This window comes from Sinorhizobium sp. 8-89 (genome assembly GCF_030124325.1).
GTDB lineage: Bacteria > Pseudomonadota > Alphaproteobacteria > Rhizobiales > Rhizobiaceae > Sinorhizobium.
The window spans coordinates 67,142-85,740 of the sequence record NZ_JASKLR010000004.1 but is presented as its reverse complement, the minus strand read 5'-3'; the positions used below and the strand labels follow the sequence as shown (position 1 = coordinate 85,740).

Below are 18,599 nucleotides of genomic sequence, written 5' to 3'. Positions count from 1 at the left end.
ACAGGGATGGAAGAATGGACGGAGAGTCGCTCAAGCTCCGCACGCAACTCGCAAGGCCGGATGTGTCCGTCGAGGAGGCGAAACGCATCCTGTCGGAACACTACGGTCTTTCCGGCGCCCTCACAGAACTCGGTAGCCAGCAGGACCAAAACTATCGGGTGGACACCGATGACGGCCGTTTCGTCCTGAAAATCTGCCGGCTGGAATATGCGCGGGTGGAACTGGAGGCGCAGAACGCGGCCCTTCATCATCTTGCCGCCAGCGCGGGTGCTCCGAAGGTGCCGGCTGTAGTAGCCACACTGAATGGCGAGGAGATTGTCGACGCAATTGTCCGGGACGTGCCCTATCAGTTTCGGCTGCTCACCTATCTCGATGGCACGCCCTTGACCCGGCGCAAGCACCTTCCGGTGCAAACGGTCGCCGAACTCGGCGCTCTCGCCGGGCGGCTCGCCTGGGAGCTTCGCGAGTTCGACCATCCAGGGCTCGATCGGGAACTGCAATGGGACCTTCGGCGGGCGGGACCGGTCGCGCTGCATCTGCTGTCGACGATGGCTCACGTGGATCTGCGCAAACGCATCGCCGAAGCGATGATCGGCGCCATGCGGCGTGTGCAACCGCTCATGCCGCAGTTGCGGGTGCAGGCGATTCACCAGGACGTCACCGACGACAACGTCGTGAGCAGGACGGAGGCGAGCGGCCGGCTCGTGCCTGAAGGCGTGATCGATTTCGGCGATATCCTCAAGGGGTGGCTCGTCGCCGAACTCGCGGTTGCCTGTGCATCGCTGCTTCACCACGCGGATGGCGATCCTTTCTTCATCTTGCCGGCGGTCAGGGCTTTTCACGCAGCGTTCCCGCTGACGGATGCTGAACTGAAGGCGCTCTGGCCGCTCATCGTGGCACGAGCGGGCATCCTGGTCGCGAGTACGGAGCAGCAGCTGGAGATCGATCCCGACAACGCCTACGTGCGAGGAAACGCCGCCCACGAGCGCGAAATCTTCGATGTCGCGCTTTCCGTGCCGTTCGGCTTGATGGAGCAGGCATTTCGTCAGGTCGTGGGAAAGGGGGCGGCATTAACCGTACCTCTGACGGACGGCCGGCTGCTGCCGGACATCGCCCCCGGCCACGTCGGTATTGTCGACCTTTCACTTCTCGGCCCCCATCTCCCCGCCGACCGCTGGCATTATGAGGACACGGAAGCGCTGCTTTTGCAATCGGCGGCGCGGGCGGCCGGCGCTTCGGCGACACGCTACGGCGAATTTCGTTTGACAGAAACGCGGCCTGTCCAGGCAAAGTCGCCTGCGACCTTCGCGCTGCACGTCGATCTTTGCTTGCATGGGCAGACGACCGTCCACGCACCCTTTGATGGGCAGTTCGCGCGACGCGGCGAAAAACTGGTTTTGTCGACCAACGGGCTGCATCTCCATCTCAATGGCGTCGAGCCGGTCGATGGCGCGGAAGGGGCCATCGAAACCGGCGCGCCGATCGGCGTCGTTCCCGGTGATCGGTCAGCACTGGGCTTCATCCGCGTCCAACTGTCAACGGAGGCGGAAATAGACCCGCCGCCCTTTGCGACGGCGAACCAGGCGGAAGCCTGGCGGGCGCTCTGCCCGTCGCCGGCCCAAATGCTCGGTTTCGATTGTGATGCGCCCCTGCCGGCGGCGGGTGAACTGCTTCAGCGCCGGCAACGTCATTTCGCGCGGCCGCAGAAGAATTATTACCGGCAGCCGCCGCAGATCGAGCGTGGCTGGAAGGAACATCTCTTCGACGTCGAGGGCCGTGCCTATCTCGACATGGTCAACAATGTCACGATCGTCGGCCACGGCCATCCGCGCCTTTCGGCGGCCGTTGGGCGCCAATGGTCGCTGCTCAACACCAATTCGCGCTTCCACTATGCGTCCGTGGCGGAATTTTCGGAGCGGCTCGCGGGGTTGGCGCCCGAGGGACTCGACACGGTCTTTCTCGTCAACAGCGGCTCGGAGGCGAACGACCTCGCGATCCGGCTCGCCTGGGCCCACTCCGGCGCGCGCCACATACTCTCTCTGCTCGAAGCCTATCACGGCTGGACGGTCGCGAGCGATGCGGTCTCGACCTCGATCGCCGACAACCCGCAAGCGCTGAGGACGCGGCCCGATTGGGTGCACCCGGTCGTTTCCCCGAACACTTATCGCGGACCGTTTCGCGGAGAAGGCTCGACCGTCGACTATGTTCGCGCCGTTACAGAGAAACTGGAGGAGCTCGACGAGAGCCGCAAGGGTCTCGCGGGCTTCGTCTGCGAAGCGGTCTACGGAAACGCCGGCGGGATCCCGCTGCCGCCGGGATATCTCGAGGCCGTCTACGCCATGGTCAGGGAGAGGGGCGGCGTCTGCATCGCCGACGAAGTACAGGTGGGTTACGGCCGCCTCGGCCACTATTTCTGGGGGTTCGAAGAGCAGGGCGTGGTTCCGGACATCATCACGGTCGCCAAAGGCATGGGCAACGGCCATCCGCTCGGTGCCGTCATCACGCGGCGCGAGATCGCGGAGGCGCTGGAAAAGGAAGGCTACTTCTTCTCGTCGTCCGGCGGCAGTCCGGTAAGCTCCGTCGTTGGCCTCACCGTTCTCGACATTCTCCATGACGAGGCGCTGCAGGAGAATGCGTGCACGGTCGGTGACCACCTCAAGGCGCGGCTGCAGGCGCTTGGCGAGCGCTTTCCGATCGTAGGCGCGGTCCACGGCATGGGGCTTTATCTCGGCGTCGAGTTCGTCCGTGACCGCGAAACGCTGGAGCCCGCGACGCAGGAGACGGCGGCGATCTGCGACCGCCTCCTTGAACTCGGCGTCATCATGCAGCCGACCGGCGATCACCTGAATGTCTTGAAGATCAAGCCGCCGCTCTGCCTCAGCCGCGAGAGTGCCGACTTCTTTGCCGGGATGCTGGAGCGGGTGCTGGAAGAGGGCTGGTGAACAGAGCTCTCCTCAAGGGTGGCCGCGGCCGGACACAGGATTTGCTGAGCTGGACTTAGCCCTCGCTCAGCATCTCCGCCTCGCCACTCAAACGTTCGACGAGGCTGCGGCGAACGCGGCCGATATGGCGCGCCGGCGGCTCGCCGAACTGGCGGGAATATTCGCGGCTGAACTGCGACTGGCTCTCATAGCCGACCTGATGGCCGGCATCGCCTGCATCGAGGCGCTCTTCCAACATCAGGCGCCTCGCTTCCTGCAGCCGGAGCTGCTTCTGATACTGCAGCGGACTCATCGCCGTGATCGCCTTGAAGTGGTGATGAAGCGAGGAAACGCTCATGCTGACGCGGCTCGCGAGATCGTCGATGCGCAAAGGGTGCGTATAGTGCTCCTTCAGCCATGCGACGGCGCGACCGATCTGGTGCGGCTGACTTTCCGCCGTCATCATCTGCCTGAGCCTCGTGCCGTGCGGCCCGATGAGCAGGCGGTAGAGGAGTTCCTGCTCGATCAACGGCAGAAGGGCGGCGATGTCGTCCGGGCGCTCGAGCAGCCGCAGCAGACGGAGCGCTGCGTCTTCGAGATCGGGCGTTATCTTGCTGACCATCATTCCTCGGGCGGAGGCCGACGGCTTCGCCGGGCGGTTACCGATCAGATCGAGCAGTGCCGGGATCTTTCCGGTATCGATCTGGAACGCCAGGCTCATGTACGGCTCTTTCGGCGACGCCTGCGAGATCTGGGAGATGACCGGCAGATCGATCGAGGTCAACAGGTAGTCCGAAGCGCCGTAGACGATGGTCTCGTCGCCGACTACCACGCGCTTGGCGCCTTGCACGATGATCGCCAGGCTCGGCTTGTAGGCTGCGCAGTTCGGTTTCGCTGTGCCTGAATGCCGATGGATGCTGAGACCCGGCACGATCGTTGCGTGGTCTCCATCCTTGTCGGCGATACGGGCAATGATGTCGATCATATCGTGGCGTGGCGTCTGTTGTGTGGTCGTCATATTCAGCGGCCTTTACAGTATCTTAAGTCTACGCGGTATGCCGTTCAGATAGGTTGCCTGCGCGGCCTCGCCACGGCAGTGCCTTCATTCATGCAGGATCGTGCAAAACTCTTGCAGGATCGCTCTAACGCATCATCGCTCGGGGACAGCATAGTCCGCCCTGTCGCTCAAGGTCCACACCTCACGAGCGCATTGTTCCCAAGACATCAAGGACAGACCCATGGCTATAGCTAGAGGATATGCGGCGACCGATGCTTCGAAGCCGCTTACACCTTTCACATTCGAGCGCCGCGAACCGCGTGACGACGATGTGGTCATCGACATCAAATATTGCGGCGTCTGCCATTCCGATATCCATCAGGCCCGCAACGAATGGGGCAATTCCACTTTCCCCATGGTGCCGGGTCACGAGATCGTCGGCATCGTTTCGGCGGTTGGTTCCAAGGTCACGAAGTTCAAGGTCGGCGACCGTGCCGGCATCGGCTGCTTCGTCGATTCCTGCACGACCTGCGCCACCCGCGATCTCGATCTGGAACATTATATGCCGGGTCTGGTCGGGACTTATAACAGCGTCGAGGCCGACGGAAAGACCCCGACCCAGGGCGGCTACTCGGATCATATCGTCGTCAAGGAAGGCTATGTGCTTTCGATTCCCGAGAACCTGCCGCTCGACGCGGCCGCCCCGCTGCTTTGCGCCGGCATAACGCTTTACTCGCCGCTCCGCCACTGGAAGGCGGGACCCGGCAAGAAGGTTGCGATCGTCGGCATGGGTGGCCTCGGGCACATGGGCGTGAAGCTTGCCCACGCGATGGGCGCCGAGGTCACGGTGCTGAGCCAGAGCCTCTCCAAAAAGGAGGACGGGCTGAAACTCGGCGCGGATCATTATTACGCGACCAACGATCCGGAGACGTTCCAGGCGCTTGCTGGGAGCTTCGACCTCATCATCTGCACCGTTGCCGCCGAGGTCGACTGGAACGCTTATCTCAGTCTCCTGAAGGTCGACGGCGACCTGGTGCTTGTCGGCATTCCTGAGAATCCGGTGCCGGTCCACGCCTTCTCGCTGGTTCCGGCCCGGCGCAGCATTTCCGGCTCGATGATCGGCTCGATCAAGGAAACCCAGGAGATGCTGGATTTCTGCAGCGAGCACGGCATCGTCTCCGAGATCGAGACGATCGAGATTGGTCAGATCAACGAGGCCTACGAGCGGGTGGTCAAAAGCGACGTGCGCTATCGCTTCGTCATCGACATGGCGTCACTCTGAAACAGAGGTCCGCTGTCGCCTTCAGACGAGCGGCAGCGGACCGTCGTTCTTGATCTCTTCCATGACCGCGTAGGTGCGGGTTTCCTTGACGCCGGGCAGCGTCCAGAGCACCTGCCCGAGGAAGTTGCGGTAGGCAGTCATGTCCTCGAAGCGGGTCTTGACCAGATAGTCGAAGCCGCCGGCGACCATGTGACATTCGAGCACGGCGGGAGCCTGCTTGATGGCGATCGCAAATTGGTCAAAGACTTCCGGCGTCGTCTTGTCCAGCATGACCTCGATGAAGACGAGCAGACCGAAGCCGAGCTTGTGCGGATCGAGGCGTGCACCGAAGCCCGAGACATATCCTTCCTTCAGCAGGCGCCGCAGCCGCTCGCTGGTCGCGGTCGGCGACAGGCCGATGCGGTCCGCCAGTTCGAGATTGGTGATCCGCCCATCCGCCTGCAGGATGTTCAGGATTCTGCGATCCGTCTTGTCGATCTGGTGCATTGCCGCCGCCTCCCGCTCGCGTCTCTCAGGCGGCCAGTCGCGTTTCAGCGAGCTTCACCCAATAGGAAATCCCGTGCGGGATCGCCTCGTCGTTGAAGTCATAGGCCGGATGGTGAAGACCGGCCGTGTCGCCGTTGCCCATGAAGATGAAGGCGCCCGGCCGGGAGAGCAGCATATAGGAGAAATCCTCGCCACCCATCATCGGATCGAGCGATGGATTGACCTTGGCCGCTCCGGCAACCGTCGCTGCGGCCGCAAGCGCGTGGGCGGTCTCGTCGGCATGGTTGACGGTCACGGGATAGTTGCGGCCGTACCAGACGTTCACCGTCGCACCATAGGCGCCGGCGATGCTTTCGGCGATCTGGCGGATGCGCGCCTCGCCGGTGTCGCGCACTTCCGGCATCAGGGTGCGGACGGTTCCTGCAAGGACCGCCTGCTCGGGAATGACGTTGTGGGCGAAGCCGGCGTTGAACTTCGTGACCGAGACGACGACGGATGCGAGGGGATCGACGGTGCGCGAGGCAATCGTCTGGAGCGCGTTGACGATCTGCGAGCCGATCACGATCGGGTCGATCGTTTTGTGCGGCTGGGCCGCGTGGCCGCCGCGGCCGTTGATGGTGATGGTGAACTCATCGGTTGACGCCATGATCGGGCCGATGCGGCTGCCAAAATGGCCGACCGGCATGCCCGGCATGTTGTGCATGCCGTAGACCTCCGCGATCGCGAAACGCTCCATCATCCCATCCTTGACCATCTCGTTGCCGCCGCCGCCGCCTTCCTCCGCCGGCTGGAAGATGACCGCGACGGAGCCCGCGAAATTACGGGTCTCCGCGAGATATTTCGCCGCACCGAGCAGCATGGCCGTGTGACCATCATGGCCGCAGGCGTGCATCTTGCCGGCGGTCGTCGACGACCAGGGCTTGCCGCTCGTCTCGGTGATCGGCAGCGCGTCCATGTCGGCCCTCAGCCCGATCGTGCGACCGTCGCCAAGATTGCCGCGGATGATGCCGACGACACCGGTCCTGCCAAGACCAGTCACGATTTCGTCAACGCCGAATTCCTTCAGTTTCCTTTCCACAAAGGCTGCCGTATTTTCGACCGCGAACAGGAGTTCGGGGTTCATGTGCAGGTGGCGCCGCCACTCGGTGACTTCGTTCTGGAGTTCGGCAGCGCGGTTGAGAATCGGCATAGGGTCGTCCTGTCGGTCTGTTCGGTCACTACTGCATGATTCCTTAAATCGGAATCGATTTGAGGACAAAGTCACGCAGAAACTCAAAGCTCCACAGCGACTTTGCGTGTCCGATTGGACGCGCGGCGCTGTAAGGGCGCAGTGGATTGGCGCGGCAGCCAAGGATTGGGCTTTGCCATCTCCTCGCCATATAGGCTAAATACCGGGACAAGACGAGGCAATTGCGGAATTTCGAGGTTGGATTGTGGTGACAGGTGGATTCTTGAGGCGTGATGGGGCGAGCACGGTGGGCGTTCTCGCGGGAGCCTGTGCGGCATTTCTGGCAGTGGTAATGCCGGCATTTGCCAATCCGCGGCTGGTCGTCGACGTCAACTCTCTCAAGGTCTACGAGCATCAGGACATCTTCCGGAAGTGGTACCCGGCATCGCTGACCAAGCTTATGACGGCCTATACGACCTTCCGGGCGATCAAGACGGGGCAACTGACGCTGGAAAGCCCGGTCGTAATGACGAAGAACGCCGCGTCCGAGCCGCCGAGCAAGATGTTCTACAAGCCCGGCCAGGCGATGACGCTCGACAGCGCGCTGAAGATGATGCTGGTGAAATCGGCAAATGACGTCGCCGTTGCCATCGCGGAAACGGTCGGCGGCTCCGAACCTGCCTTCATCGAGCGGATGAATGCCGAGGCACGGCGTATCGGGATGACCTCGTCCCATTTCATCAATGCCAACGGGCTGCCGGGCGAGGGGCAGTATACGACGGCTCGCGACCTTGCTGTGCTGGCGATCACGTTGAAGCGCGAATTCCCCGAATATGCGGCCTATTTCTCGCTGGAAGGCTTCACCACCGGCAAGAAGGACTATGCCAATTACAACATGCTGATCGGCCGCTTCGACGGCGCGGACGGCATGAAGACCGGCTTTATCTGCGCGTCGGGCTTCAACCAGGTCTCGTCGGCGACGCGCGATGGCCGGAGCGTCGTTTCGGTCGTTCTCGGTGAAGACAGTCTCGGCGCCCGCGCCGAGGAGTCCGCCCGGCTCTTGCAGATGGCGCTGACGACCAGCAGCGCGGGCAAGCAGTCTCTGACGCAGATCGCTCCCTATGGAGAGGGCCGCGACACGGTTACGGACGTCAGTAAGCAGATCTGCTCCAAGACCGCCGCGAAGGTGCGCAGTGAAGGTCGCGACGAAGCCGGGCGCCAGAAGCTGCTTTCTCCTTACATCCACGAAATCAATCGCCCGCTCAAGCTTGCTTTTGCCGGGCTTATCCCGGGCAGTGGCGACAAAATCGCCACGGCCGGCAGCGATATCGCGGGGCAGGGCGACGTCGAGATCGCCAACGTGCCCATCCCGGTTCCTCGCCCGAGTTTCTAGAGCCGGATAACGAGAGGTGCGCGGTCTTCGGCCGCATCGCGCGTCTCAAATTTCATGGTTTCGAGTCGATCCGAAACCAGCGTGATCTACGATGGAGTCCGCCATGAACGGTCCCCTGCCGGTGGTGCCGGTATCTATCCTCACCGGCTTTCTCGGTGCGGGCAAGACGACGCTTCTCAACCGTCTGCTTAAGGATCCGGACCTCGCCGATACGGCGGTTATCATCAACGAATTCGGCGATGTCTCGATCGACCACCTGCTGGTCGAGGCCTCGAGCGACGGCGTGATTGAGCTTTCCGACGGCTGCCTATGCTGCACGGTGCGCGGAGAGCTTGTCGACACGCTCGCCGACCTCATGGACCGTATGCAGACCGGCCGCATCAAGCCGCTGCGGCGTGTCGTAATCGAAACGACCGGGCTTGCCGACCCGGCGCCGGTGCTGCAGTCCGTGCTCGGCAATCCGATCCTCGCTCAGAACTTTCGGCTGGACGGCGTCGTCACGGTCGTGGACGCGGTGAACGGTCTGCAGACGATCGCGAACCACGTGGAAGCGTTGAAGCAGGTCGCGGTCGCCGACCGGCTCGTCGTCAGCAAGACCAAGCTCGCGACTGACGCAGAGCGCGAGACGCTTCTGGAACGGCTCAGGGACCTCAATCCACGCGCGCCGGTGATCGACGGCGATACGGACGGGGCCGGCCGAGCGGATCTGTTTGCCTGCGGTCTCTACGACCCGTCCACCAAGGTCCCCGACGTGGGCCGCTGGCTTCAGGACGAGACGCACGCCGATCATGATCATGACGACCACGATCACGACCATCACGATCACGACCATCGTTACCATCATGGCGATCACCACCATCACGATGTCACGCGCCACGGTTCGGATATCCGTTCCTTCAGCATCATTCACGACCGGCCGATCGAACCGATGGCACTCGAAATGTTCATCGACCTTCTGCGCTCGGCCCATGGCGAGAAACTGCTGAGGATGAAGGCGGTCGTTTCCGTGGCAGACAATCCCGAACGGCCGCTCGTGTTGCATGGCGTGCAGACCGTCTTTCATCCTCCGGAGCGGCTAGCCGCCTGGCCAGATCCCGCCGACCGGCGCACGCGCATGGTGCTGATCACCAAGGGTCTTGAGGAAGCCTTCGTCCGCGACCTCTTCGATGCCTTCACCGGCAAGCCGCGGATCGACCGGCCGGATGCGCAGGCACTGTCGGACAACCCGCTCGCCGTTCCGGGCGTGAGATTTTAGATCGGCACAGAGTTGGTTGAAGCGCTCGGGAGGCCCGCATTGCCGCTATAGCCAGCGGCGGATGCGGCTCTTGTACGCGCGATAGGCGTCGCCGAACTTGCGTTCGAGATAATCCTCCTCGCGGGCGACCACACCGTAGCGAATGACGAGATAGAACGGCACCAGCAGGATGAGGAGCCACAGGCTGTCGAAGCCGAAGGCGAAACCGATCAGGCCGAGAAACATGCCGGTGTAGATCGGGTTGCGGCTGTAGCGGTAAGGCCCCTCTTCGACAATCGTCGTCGTCGGCTGCGTGGTCTGGATATGCGTTCCCGCCCGGCGGAAGGTCGTCGCAGCCCAGATCAGCAGTGCCAGACCGGCAAGGAAAACGACAGCGCCCAGCCAAGGTGCCGGCACCGCCGCCGGTAGGAACGGCAGCGGGTAGAGTCCGTCGAGCACGAGCCCCGCCACGACCGCCAATGCCCAGGCGATCGGCGGCCGCACTACCGCGCCGGAACTGTCGCTTGCCTCGTTCATCCCGCAGCCCCGTCTGGTACTCCGCTGGGATCATAGCAGGAATCCCGAGCCTTGGAGCCCCCCAACCCGGCGGCAGGGCGACGATTTCGCCCGATCGGCTACGCTTTCTTGCGAATGATGAAGCGATGTCCGCCTTCGGACGGCTCGGCCCTCTCAAGCCGGTGCCCGTCCTCGTTGCAGAAATGCGGAATGTCGATCACCGCCAGAGGATCCGTGGTCTCGATTTCGAGCAGGGCCCCGGGTGCGAGCGCCTGCATGCGCTTGCGCGTCTTCAAAACGGGAAGGGGGCACTTAAGCCCCCTTAGGTCATAGACGATCCTGGGTTCGTCCGGCATCAATTGCCCCAGATCTTCCAGAATGGACGCTTCTTCGGCTGCTGCTCGGCGACGGCCTGTTCGGTTGTCGGCGCCTGCGGATTTTCCGCCGGGGCCGCAGCCATTTGTTCATCGCCTTCGGCCGGCGTACGTCCCTGCTTCTGGTCGGCGGCTGCCGGCTGCTGGTTTGCCGCGGGCTGCTGCGCCGCCGGCGCGGAGGCCGGCTGTGCGGGCGCCTGTGCCGCAGGTGCAGGCGTCGCGGCTTCCGGTTCGCTCGCCGAGAACAGATTCCAGAAGGATTTTCTCGCGGGCGGCGTCTGGACGGCCGCCTGCAGAACAGGCCGCTCGATCGGGCTTGCCTGCGGTACTGGCACGCTCGCGCCGCCACGGGTCGCCTTCTCAAGCGCCTCCTTCTGGATCAGCGCCGCCTGCTTGGCTTCCTCGGCCGCCTTCTGGTCCGCGAGCTGTTTTTCGAGGTCGCTCACCTTCATCAGCTTGCCGGCATCGAGCGAATTGCCCGTGGGGGCATAGGCGAGTTCGCGGCCCTTGCGCTGGTCGGCGACGATCGCCTTGCGCTCCGCCTCGCTCGGTTCATACCAGACCATGCCTTCGTACTTCTTCAGCGCCTTGTCGTAATCGCGCTGATAGTCCTTCTCGAAGTTTGCCATTGCCACTTGTAGCGCAGGCGGCGTCGACATCGCCGGGCATTGGCCCGTCGGATTGAACGTGCCGTCGCTCTGCCGGTTGAAGACGTATTTCCTCTCGCAGAAATTCACTTCCGGCGGACGCTTGGTCACCTCGAACTGGTCGTAGCCGGCCTTCAGCATCTTCCAGAACTCGATATTCGAATTGTCGCGATGGCGGGCCATGTTCTCCGCGGTCATGCGGAAGGGGAAAGCCTGGAGCTGGACGCTTTGCTGTCCACCCCTGAAGGCATCACGCGCGAGCGCGAAGATCTCGATGATCTGCTCGTCGGTCATCGAGTAGCAGCCCGACGAAGAGCAGGCGCCATGGATCATCAGATGCGTACCGGAGCGGCCGTTCGCCTTGTCGTAAGTATTCGGGAAACCAGTGTTGATCGCGAGGTAATAATTGGAATTGGGATTCATCTGGTGCGGGAACAGCGGGTAGAATCCTTCGGGCGCCTGCCGGTCGCCTTCCTTCACCTTGGGACCGAGCTTTCCGGACCACGCGCAGATCTTGTAGCTCTTCAGGAGTTGAAAGCGGTTCGCCGCGTTGGCCTTCCAGACTTCGAGCGTGCCTTCTTCCTTGAAGATCCGCAGCGCGATCGGCGACGTCTTCTGCATCCCCAGTTCGCGCATCTTCGCGGTCATCTTGCTCGAAAGCTGATATTCCGTCTTGTTCTTTACCGAGGAGAGATTGACAGAATCCAGCGTCTCGTTGGTGCAGCCGGCAAGCGCGGCTGCGATAGCGGCGGTGGCAACAAGGTTCCTGAAACGCATCGGCAGAGGCCCGTTAAAAAACAAAATCCGTCATTGAGCGCCGCACCCGTCGAGGAGGCGCCCTCAACGAATCAGTAAGCGATTATTCTTCACGAAATCTTAACCCTGCAGGATCCCCCTGCGCACGCCATCTTTCATGACCGTACGAATATGGCCAAGATTTGGCCACAGTCCGATTTCCGGTTGCCGATGCCGCCGTTTTAATCGCAAAGGTTCAGAGATTTCGACCGATATTCAGGTATTTCTGCCGGCGGTCCGTCCGCAATTCGTCGCCGCTGCGGCCGGACAGGTCCTTAAGCGCGTCGGCGATCACGGTTCCGGTGCGGCCGATGACAGACAGCGGGTCGCGGTGGGCGCCGCCGACCGGTTCGGGAATGATGCCGTCGATGATGCCGAGCGACTTCAGGTCCTCGGCCGTAATTTTCATGCTGCTTGCCGCTTCCTTGGCGCGCGCTGAATCGCGCCACAGGATCGAAGCCGCGCCCTCCGGCGAGATGACGCTGTAGATCGCATGCTCCAGCATATAGACGCGGTTGCCGGTTGCGATCGCGATCGCGCCGCCGGAGCCGCCTTCACCGAGGACCACGGTGACGATCGGCACCTTGACCTTGAGACACATCTCGGTCGAGCGGGCGATCGCCTCGGCTTGACCGCGTTCCTCGGCGTCGACGCCCGGATAGGCGCCGGCCGTGTCGACCAGCGTGATCAGCGGCAGGCTGAAGCGGTCGGCCATCTCCATGACGCGGATCGCCTTGCGATAACCTTCCGGGCGCGGGCTGCCGAAATTGTGCTTGATGCGCGATTTGGTGTCGTTGCCCTTTTCCTGGCCGAGAACGGCGACCGGCATGCCGCGAAAGCGGGCAAGGCCCGCCTGGATTGCATCGTCGTTGCCGAAGTTGCGGTCGCCGGCGAGCGGCGTGAATTCGGTGAAGAGTTCGGCTGCGTAGTCGAGAAAATGCGGGCGTGACGGGTGGCGGGCGACCTGGGTCTTCTGCCACGGCGACAGCTTGGAATAGATCTCGGCCATCGCGTCGCGTACACGCACCTCAAGCCGTGCGATCTCGTCGGATGTATTCACACTCTCATCTTCACTGGCGAGTTTCTTCAGTTCGAGAATCTTGCCTTCGAGATCAGAAATGGGTTTTTCGAAATCGAGATAGTTGTGCATGAGATGCGTTTCCGATCAATTTGCGACAGGGCTCTCCGGTCGAAGCCAGCCTGCCCGGCGGTCCTAATCCTGTTTTTTCGCCTGTTTGGCAAGGGGGTGATGGTTCTGCACGAGGTCATGCAGCCGTTCTTCCAGCACATGTGTATAGATTTGTGTCGTTGAAATGTCCGAATGGCCGAGCAGTTCCTGCACGGCACGCAGGTCGGCGCCGTTGGCGAGCAGGTGGCTGGCGAAGGCATGGCGCAGAACATGCGGCGAGATCGCCGCGATCCTTATGCCGGCGCGTGCCGCGAGGCCCTTTAGGTCGCGCGCGAAAACCTGGCGCGGCAGAAAGCCGGTCTTGCCATGGGAAGGAAAGAGCCAGAGGCTTTCCTCTGGCGGGTCGGCCTCCGCGTTCCTGACCCGCAGGGCTTCTCCATAAGCGCGCATGGCGCGCAAGGCGGCCTGCGACAACGGCACCAGCCGTTCCTTGTTGCCCTTGCCGCGAATGACGAGGAAGCGTCCGTTCTGCGACAACACGCTCGCCGGCAGCGAGACGAGTTCGCTGACCCGCATACCGGTTGCGTAGAGGAGTTCGATCAGCGCATGCATGCGCAGTTTCGCCACCGCGTCTTCACCGCCGGTGGCGGCTTCCGCTTCCGCCTGGCCGATCAGCCTGGACACATCATCGATGCTGAGCGTCTTCGGCAGCGCGCGTCCTTTCTTCGGCGCATCGAGAATACCGGTCGGGTCGTCGCCCCTGAGGCCCTCGGCGTAAAGAAACTTGTAGAACTGCCGCAACGCCGATAGGCGGCGTGCCTGCGACGAGGATTTGAAGCCCTCGCAGGCGAGATGCGAGAGATAGCTTCGCAAATCGTCGGCCGAGGCATCGATCAATCGCGTGCCGCGGGTCCGCAGAAACGAGAGTGCATCTTTCAGGTCGCGCTCATAGGATTGCAGCGTATTGGCCGCCGCGCCACGCTCGGCGCTCATCATTTCCAGAAAGGATTCGACATAGGCGGCGGAGAGATCTGTCATTTCGGTTTGTTGACCCGTTCCGATGGAATGCGCACCGTTACATCCCGCTCGACCGGCTCGACGAAAGTCACGAGCGCCACCATCGTGCCATAGACGATGCCGGCGAAGACGGCCAAGAAGAACAGGAAGCGGAAAAGGGTCGGCATTTCGGTCTCCTCTGCATGACTCCCTTAAATCAGAGCTGGTTTAGAAATCATGCAGTCGTTCTTCAAAGTGCTGCAGCAATCCCTGTATGTCTGGATGGACGTGCGATTGCTGCGGATGCGCGAACTATATGAACGGCCGCGCCGCCGAGTTCAAGAAGCGTCGCCCGGCACGCGCGACGACTTGACGCTCCCCGCCGATTTGTCGATATCGGAGGGGAATGGGGAAAATGAAGTGCAATGAACGACGTGACCGAACCGGTTTCCGCGACACTTGCCGAACGGGCGAAGCTCGCCCTCGGTAAGCGCAATCTCGTTTTCATCGGATTGATGGGGGCGGGAAAATCGGCAATCGGTCGCCTGACCGCACAGGCGCTCGGCGTTCCATTCATAGATTCCGACCATGAGATCGAACGGGTTTCCCGCATGACGATCAGCGAGCTTTTCGCGGCTTATGGCGAGGAAGAGTTTCGCGCTCTCGAGGCCCGCGTGCTGAAACGTCTGCTAAGATCCGGTCCCCGGGTCGTCTCGACCGGTGGCGGTGCCTACATTAACGAACGATCGCGCCGGCAGATCAAGAAAGGCGGCGTTACAATCTGGCTCAATGCGGAGCTCGACGTGCTGTGGGAGCGGGTGAGCAAACGCGATACGCGGCCGCTCCTGAAAACCGAGAACCCGAAGCAGACACTCGAAAACCTGATGCGCGCGCGTTACCCGATCTATGCCGAGGCGGATCTGACGGTCCTCTCGCGCGATGTGAAGAAGGAGATGATCGTCGAGGAGGTTCTTACCGCCATCGCCGATCGCCAGAAAGCTCGAAGCCATGACTAGCCGTGTGATACCCGCCGCCGAGCGCAAGGTCCGTGTAGACCTTGGAGATCGCTCCTATGACATCCTCATCGGTCCCGGCCTCATCGCCGCGGCGGGCAAGGAAATCGCGTCGCGCCTCAAGGGCCGGAAGATGGCGGTCATAACCGACGAGAACGTCGCCCCGCGCTATCTTCAGCCGCTGATGGCGAGCCTCGGCGAAAATGGCATCGAGGCGGTCTCGCTCGTCCTCCCCGCCGGCGAAAAGACCAAGAGCTTCGACCACCTCATTCCCGTCTGCGAGACCGTGCTTGGCGCCAGGATCGAGCGGAACGACGCGGTGATCGCCCTCGGGGGCGGCGTCATCGGTGATCTCACCGGGTTTGCGGCCGGTATCGTCCGCCGCGGCTCGCGCTTTCTCCAGGTTCCGACATCGCTGCTGGCACAGGTCGATTCCTCCGTCGGCGGCAAGACCGGGATCAATTCGCCTCACGGCAAGAACCTGATCGGTGTCTTTCATCAGCCCGATCTCGTCCTCGCCGACACGGACGTGCTCGATACGCTGAGCCCGCGCGAGTTCCGGGCTGGCTACGCGGAGGTCGCCAAATACGGCCTGATCGACAAGCCGGAATTCTTCGATTGGCTCGAACGGAACTGGCAGGCCGTCTTCGCCGGAGGGCCGGCGCGGATCGAGGCCATTGCCGTCAGTTGCCAGGCCAAGGCCGACGTCGTTGCTGCGGACGAACGCGAAAACGGTCTGCGTGCGCTTCTCAATCTCGGGCATACCTTCGGCCACGCTCTGGAGGCGGCGACGGAATACGACAGCGCGCGCCTGGTGCACGGCGAGGGCGTTGCGATCGGCATGGTTCTGGCACATGAGTTTTCCGCCCGCATGAACCTCGCAAGCCCCGACGATGCGCGGCGCGTGGAAGCCCATCTGAAGGCAGTCGGCCTGCCGACGCGGATCGCCGACATACCCGGCAAGCTGCCGCCGGCCGAACGGCTGATGGACGCGATCGCCCAGGACAAGAAGGTGAAGGGTGGCAAGCTCACCTTCATTCTCACAAGGGGCATCGGCCAGTCCTTCGTCGCGGATGATGTGCCGTCCTCGGAGGTGCTGGGCTTCCTCAAGGAGAAGCACCCCCAATGACCGGCGACGCGTTTCTGGCCTTTCTGGCGGAATACTGGCTGTCTCTCGTTTCGATCATTTGCCTTCTGCTGCTCTCCGCCTTCTTCTCGGGCTCGGAGACCGCGCTGACGGCTGCCTCGCGGTCACGGATGCATATGCTGGAAAGCAATGGCGACCAGCGCGCCGGTCTCGTCAATCGGCTGACCGAGCGGCGCGATCGTTTGACCGGCACGCTGCTCATCGGCAACAACCTCGCCAATATCCTTGCCTCTTCGCTGGCGACAAGCTTGCTGATCGGCCTTTTTGGCGACATGGGCGTGGCGATTACGACGCTCGTGATGACCGTGCTGCTCGTGATATTTTCCGAGGTGCTGCCGAAAAGCTGGGCGATCGCTTCGCCGGATCGCTTCGCGCGCGCCGTGGCGCCGGTGGTGAGCCCCCTGGTCGCCGTGGCTGGCCCGGTATCGGCGCTCGTCAATGCGATTGTCCGGCGCATACTCAATCTCTTTGGCGTGAAGCTTTCGTCGGACATGCCGATGCTGTCGGCGCATGAGGAACTGAGGGGCGCGGTCGATCTGCTTCACCGGGAAGGATCCGTGATCAAGGCGGACCTCGACCGGCTCGGTGGCGTGCTCGACCTCGGCGAGCTCGAGGTCTCCGACGTCATGATACACCGTACGGCGATGCGTGCGATCAACGCGGAGGAGCCGCCGGAGGTCTGCATTCGGGAAATCCTCGAGAGCCCCTTCACGCGCCTGCCGCTCTGGCGCGGATCGACCGACAACATCGTCGGCGTCGTCCATTCCAAGGACCTCCTGCGCGTACTGGCTGAGCCGGACGTCGAACCCGAGCGCCTCGATATCGTCAAGATCGCGCAGAAGCCGTGGTTCGTGCCGGATACGACCAATCTCAAGGATCAGCTCAATGCCTTCCTGCGGCGCAAGCTGCATCTTGCCATCGTTGTCGACGAATATGGTCAGGTCCAGGGTCTCGTTACACTCGAGGATATCCTTGAAGAGATCGTGGGCGATATCGCCGATGAGCACGATATCGACATCCAAGGCGTGCGGCAGGAGGCCGACGGTTCGATCGTCGTCGATGGATCGGTACCGATCCGCGATCTCAACCGGGCGCTGGACTGGTCGCTGCCTGACGAGGAGGCGACCACCGTTGCCGGTCTTGTCATCCATGAATCGAAGAGCATCCCGGAAGAGCGGCAGGCCTTCACATTCTACGGCAAGCGTTTCATTGTCATGAAGCGGGTAAAGAACCGGATTACAAAGTTGCGCATCCGCCCCGCCGAGGACGATGCGCCAATCGGCTAGCACCTCGTCACCAGCGCGTCGGCTCTCCCGGCGCGAATGGTTCGACGGCGAGCGCATGCAGACCCGCATCGAGCTCAGGCTTCAGGAGATCATTGATCGCGCGGTGGCGCGCCACTCGGCTCATGCCGTCGAACGCGCTGGAAACAATCCTGATCCTGATATGCGTTTCGCCTCCGCCGTCGAAACCGGGCTGGTGACCGGCATGCAGATGGCTCTCGTTGATCACCGCGAGGCGCTCCGGATGGAAGGCTTCGATGAGTTTCTGTTCGATCCGGCTTTGCAGCGACATTCTTCCGTCCTATTTCCCTGCTTGCTGCGAGGCGAAATGCTGTCCGCATAGGCCGTGCAGCGCCGCGCGTCGTATCAGACGCGCAAAGACGCTGTAGCACTTTGAAGTGCAGCATGTTTCCATAAATCGTAATCGATCTAAGGAAACATGCTGGGGCGGTGCAAAATGCTCGCACAAAGCCAGCAACATTCCGCTTTGTCAATTCTTGTTGTGGGGGCCTCCAAACCCCATAATGTCGGCTATGAAACTCGATTCAAAATACTTCGATCGCATCCGTACGCGCCGCAAGGTGGAGCCGCGCGCAGAGCCGTCTGCGCCCGTATGCCAGTGGGACGGCTGTGACAAGAAGGCGATGCATCGGGCCCCCGTCGGCCGCAATGCCGAGGGTGAGTACTTCATGTTCTGCTTCGAGCACGTGAAGGAGTACAACAAGGGCTACAATTATTTCTCCGGGCTTTCCGATACCGAGATTGCGCGCTACCAGAAGGAAGCCGTGACCGGCCATCGCCCGACCTGGACGGTGGGAGTCAACAAGAGCGCCCGCAGCGGCCCAACTCAGTCGCAGATGCGCTCGGGCACGGCAGGGGCGCAGGCCCGCATGCGTGATCCGTTCGGCTTTTTCAACGAGGCTCGTGCTCGCTCGGCCCGGCACGAACCGCGCCTGCGCAAGCTGAAAACGCTCGAAGCCAAGGCGTTCGAGACGCTCGGCCTCGCGGCCTCGGCAACGGCCGCCGATATCAAGACGGCCTACAAGGATCTCGTGAAGAAACATCACCCTGACGCGAATGGCGGAGACAGGGGATCGGAGGACCGTTTTCGCGCGGTTATTCAAGCCTATCAATTGTTAAAACAGGCTGGTTTCTGCTAACAACGCGGATTATGACAGAAAGCACTTTTTGCAGGCGAATGCGCGGGTGCTGACCGGC

The 18,599-nt window shown here is 62.2% G+C and carries 19 protein-coding genes; 9 read left to right on the top strand and 10 right to left on the bottom strand.

Annotated features, from left to right (window positions below; all coding sequences use genetic code 11):
• The first annotated feature begins 14 nt into the window (after positions 1–14).
• Positions 15–2,942, top strand: a complete 2,928-nt coding sequence (locus QN219_RS10485; protein ID WP_283999581.1) for an aminotransferase — start codon at positions 15–17, stop codon at positions 2,940–2,942.
• Between the two features lie 55 nt (positions 2,943–2,997).
• On the opposite strand, the gene QN219_RS10480 is transcribed toward QN219_RS10485, so the two are convergent.
• Positions 2,998–3,939, bottom strand: a complete 942-nt coding sequence (locus tag QN219_RS10480) for an AraC family transcriptional regulator (RefSeq protein WP_283999579.1) — start codon at positions 3,937–3,939, stop codon at positions 2,998–3,000.
• A 220-nt stretch (positions 3,940–4,159) separates the two neighbouring features.
• On the opposite strand from QN219_RS10480, the gene QN219_RS10475 reads away from it, so the two are divergent.
• Complete coding sequence (locus QN219_RS10475) at positions 4,160–5,200, top strand: NAD(P)-dependent alcohol dehydrogenase (protein WP_283999578.1); 1,041 nt, start codon at positions 4,160–4,162, stop codon at positions 5,198–5,200.
• 21 nt (positions 5,201–5,221) lie between these two features.
• Here QN219_RS10475 and QN219_RS10470 read toward each other — a convergent pair whose 3' ends face one another.
• On the bottom strand, positions 5,222–5,686 hold the full coding sequence (locus tag QN219_RS10470; RefSeq protein ID WP_136508815.1) for an Lrp/AsnC ligand binding domain-containing protein: 465 nt from the start codon (positions 5,684–5,686) through the stop codon (positions 5,222–5,224).
• A gap of 25 nt (positions 5,687–5,711) precedes the next feature.
• Positions 5,712–6,875 carry a M20 aminoacylase family protein gene (locus QN219_RS10465; protein WP_283999577.1) on the bottom strand — a complete coding sequence of 388 codons (1,164 nt, stop codon included), beginning with the start codon at positions 6,873–6,875 and terminating at the stop codon, positions 5,712–5,714.
• A gap of 331 nt (positions 6,876–7,206) precedes the next feature.
• Between QN219_RS10465 and QN219_RS10460 the strand changes: the two genes are divergently transcribed.
• On the top strand, positions 7,207–8,247 hold the full coding sequence (locus tag QN219_RS10460; protein WP_283999941.1) for a D-alanyl-D-alanine carboxypeptidase family protein: 1,041 nt from the start codon (positions 7,207–7,209) through the stop codon (positions 8,245–8,247).
• A 103-nt stretch (positions 8,248–8,350) separates the two neighbouring features.
• Entirely contained in the window at positions 8,351–9,502 is a 1,152-nt protein-coding gene (locus QN219_RS10455) for a GTP-binding protein (RefSeq protein ID WP_283999576.1), read from the top strand.
• A gap of 45 nt (positions 9,503–9,547) precedes the next feature.
• Here QN219_RS10455 and QN219_RS10450 read toward each other — a convergent pair whose 3' ends face one another.
• The 6 genes from QN219_RS10450 to QN219_RS10425 all read right to left on the bottom strand — a co-directional run bounded on the left by QN219_RS10450 (position 9,548) and on the right by QN219_RS10425 (position 14,126).
• Complete coding sequence (locus tag QN219_RS10450) at positions 9,548–10,018, bottom strand: isoprenylcysteine carboxylmethyltransferase family protein (protein WP_283999575.1); 471 nt, start codon at positions 10,016–10,018, stop codon at positions 9,548–9,550.
• A gap of 98 nt (positions 10,019–10,116) precedes the next feature.
• On the bottom strand, positions 10,117–10,353 hold the full coding sequence (locus QN219_RS10445; protein ID WP_283999574.1) for a sulfurtransferase TusA family protein: 237 nt from the start codon (positions 10,351–10,353) through the stop codon (positions 10,117–10,119).
• The gene (locus QN219_RS10440) at positions 10,353–11,795 is read right to left on the bottom strand and encodes a murein L,D-transpeptidase family protein (protein WP_283999573.1); all 1,443 of its coding nucleotides are present in this window, start codon (positions 11,793–11,795) and stop codon (positions 10,353–10,355) included. The genes QN219_RS10445 and QN219_RS10440 overlap by 1 nt, the downstream gene beginning before the upstream one ends.
• Positions 11,796–12,009: 214 nt before the next feature.
• Positions 12,010–12,963, bottom strand: a complete 954-nt coding sequence (locus QN219_RS10435; RefSeq protein ID WP_269281710.1) for an acetyl-CoA carboxylase carboxyltransferase subunit alpha — start codon at positions 12,961–12,963, stop codon at positions 12,010–12,012.
• 63 nt (positions 12,964–13,026) lie between these two features.
• A complete protein-coding gene (gene xerD, locus QN219_RS10430) occupies positions 13,027–13,980 on the bottom strand; it encodes a site-specific tyrosine recombinase XerD (protein WP_283999572.1) in 954 nt (317 codons plus the stop codon).
• Positions 13,977–14,126: a hypothetical protein gene (locus QN219_RS10425; RefSeq protein WP_173509242.1), complete on the bottom strand. Its 150-nt coding sequence runs from the start codon at positions 14,124–14,126 to the stop codon at positions 13,977–13,979. The genes xerD and QN219_RS10425 overlap by 4 nt, the downstream gene beginning before the upstream one ends.
• 49 nt (positions 14,127–14,175) lie before the next feature.
• Between QN219_RS10425 and QN219_RS10420 the strand changes: the two genes are divergently transcribed.
• The 4 genes from QN219_RS10420 to QN219_RS10405 are packed head-to-tail and all read left to right on the top strand — an operon-like array spanning position 14,176 to position 17,384.
• Positions 14,176–14,367, top strand: a complete 192-nt coding sequence (locus QN219_RS10420) for a hypothetical protein (RefSeq protein WP_283999571.1) — start codon at positions 14,176–14,178, stop codon at positions 14,365–14,367.
• Positions 14,364–14,954, top strand: a complete 591-nt coding sequence (locus QN219_RS10415; protein ID WP_283999570.1) for a shikimate kinase — start codon at positions 14,364–14,366, stop codon at positions 14,952–14,954. Before QN219_RS10420 ends, QN219_RS10415 begins: the two co-directional genes overlap by 4 nt.
• Positions 14,947–16,080: a 3-dehydroquinate synthase gene (gene aroB, locus QN219_RS10410; protein ID WP_283999569.1), complete on the top strand. Its 1,134-nt coding sequence runs from the start codon at positions 14,947–14,949 to the stop codon at positions 16,078–16,080. The genes QN219_RS10415 and aroB overlap by 8 nt, the downstream gene beginning before the upstream one ends.
• Positions 16,077–17,384: an HlyC/CorC family transporter gene (locus tag QN219_RS10405; protein WP_283999568.1), complete on the top strand. Its 1,308-nt coding sequence runs from the start codon at positions 16,077–16,079 to the stop codon at positions 17,382–17,384. The genes aroB and QN219_RS10405 overlap by 4 nt, the downstream gene beginning before the upstream one ends.
• Before the next feature lie 7 nt (positions 17,385–17,391).
• Here QN219_RS10405 and QN219_RS10400 read toward each other — a convergent pair whose 3' ends face one another.
• Positions 17,392–17,673 (bottom strand): BolA family transcriptional regulator, encoded by a 282-nt coding sequence (locus QN219_RS10400; RefSeq protein ID WP_173509247.1) that lies wholly within the window; start codon positions 17,671–17,673, stop codon positions 17,392–17,394.
• Positions 17,674–17,905: 232 nt separating this feature from the next.
• On the opposite strand from QN219_RS10400, the gene QN219_RS10395 reads away from it, so the two are divergent.
• Positions 17,906–18,541, top strand: a complete 636-nt coding sequence (locus QN219_RS10395; protein ID WP_283999940.1) for a DnaJ domain-containing protein — start codon at positions 17,906–17,908, stop codon at positions 18,539–18,541.
• The last annotated feature ends 58 nt before the right edge of the window (positions 18,542–18,599 follow it).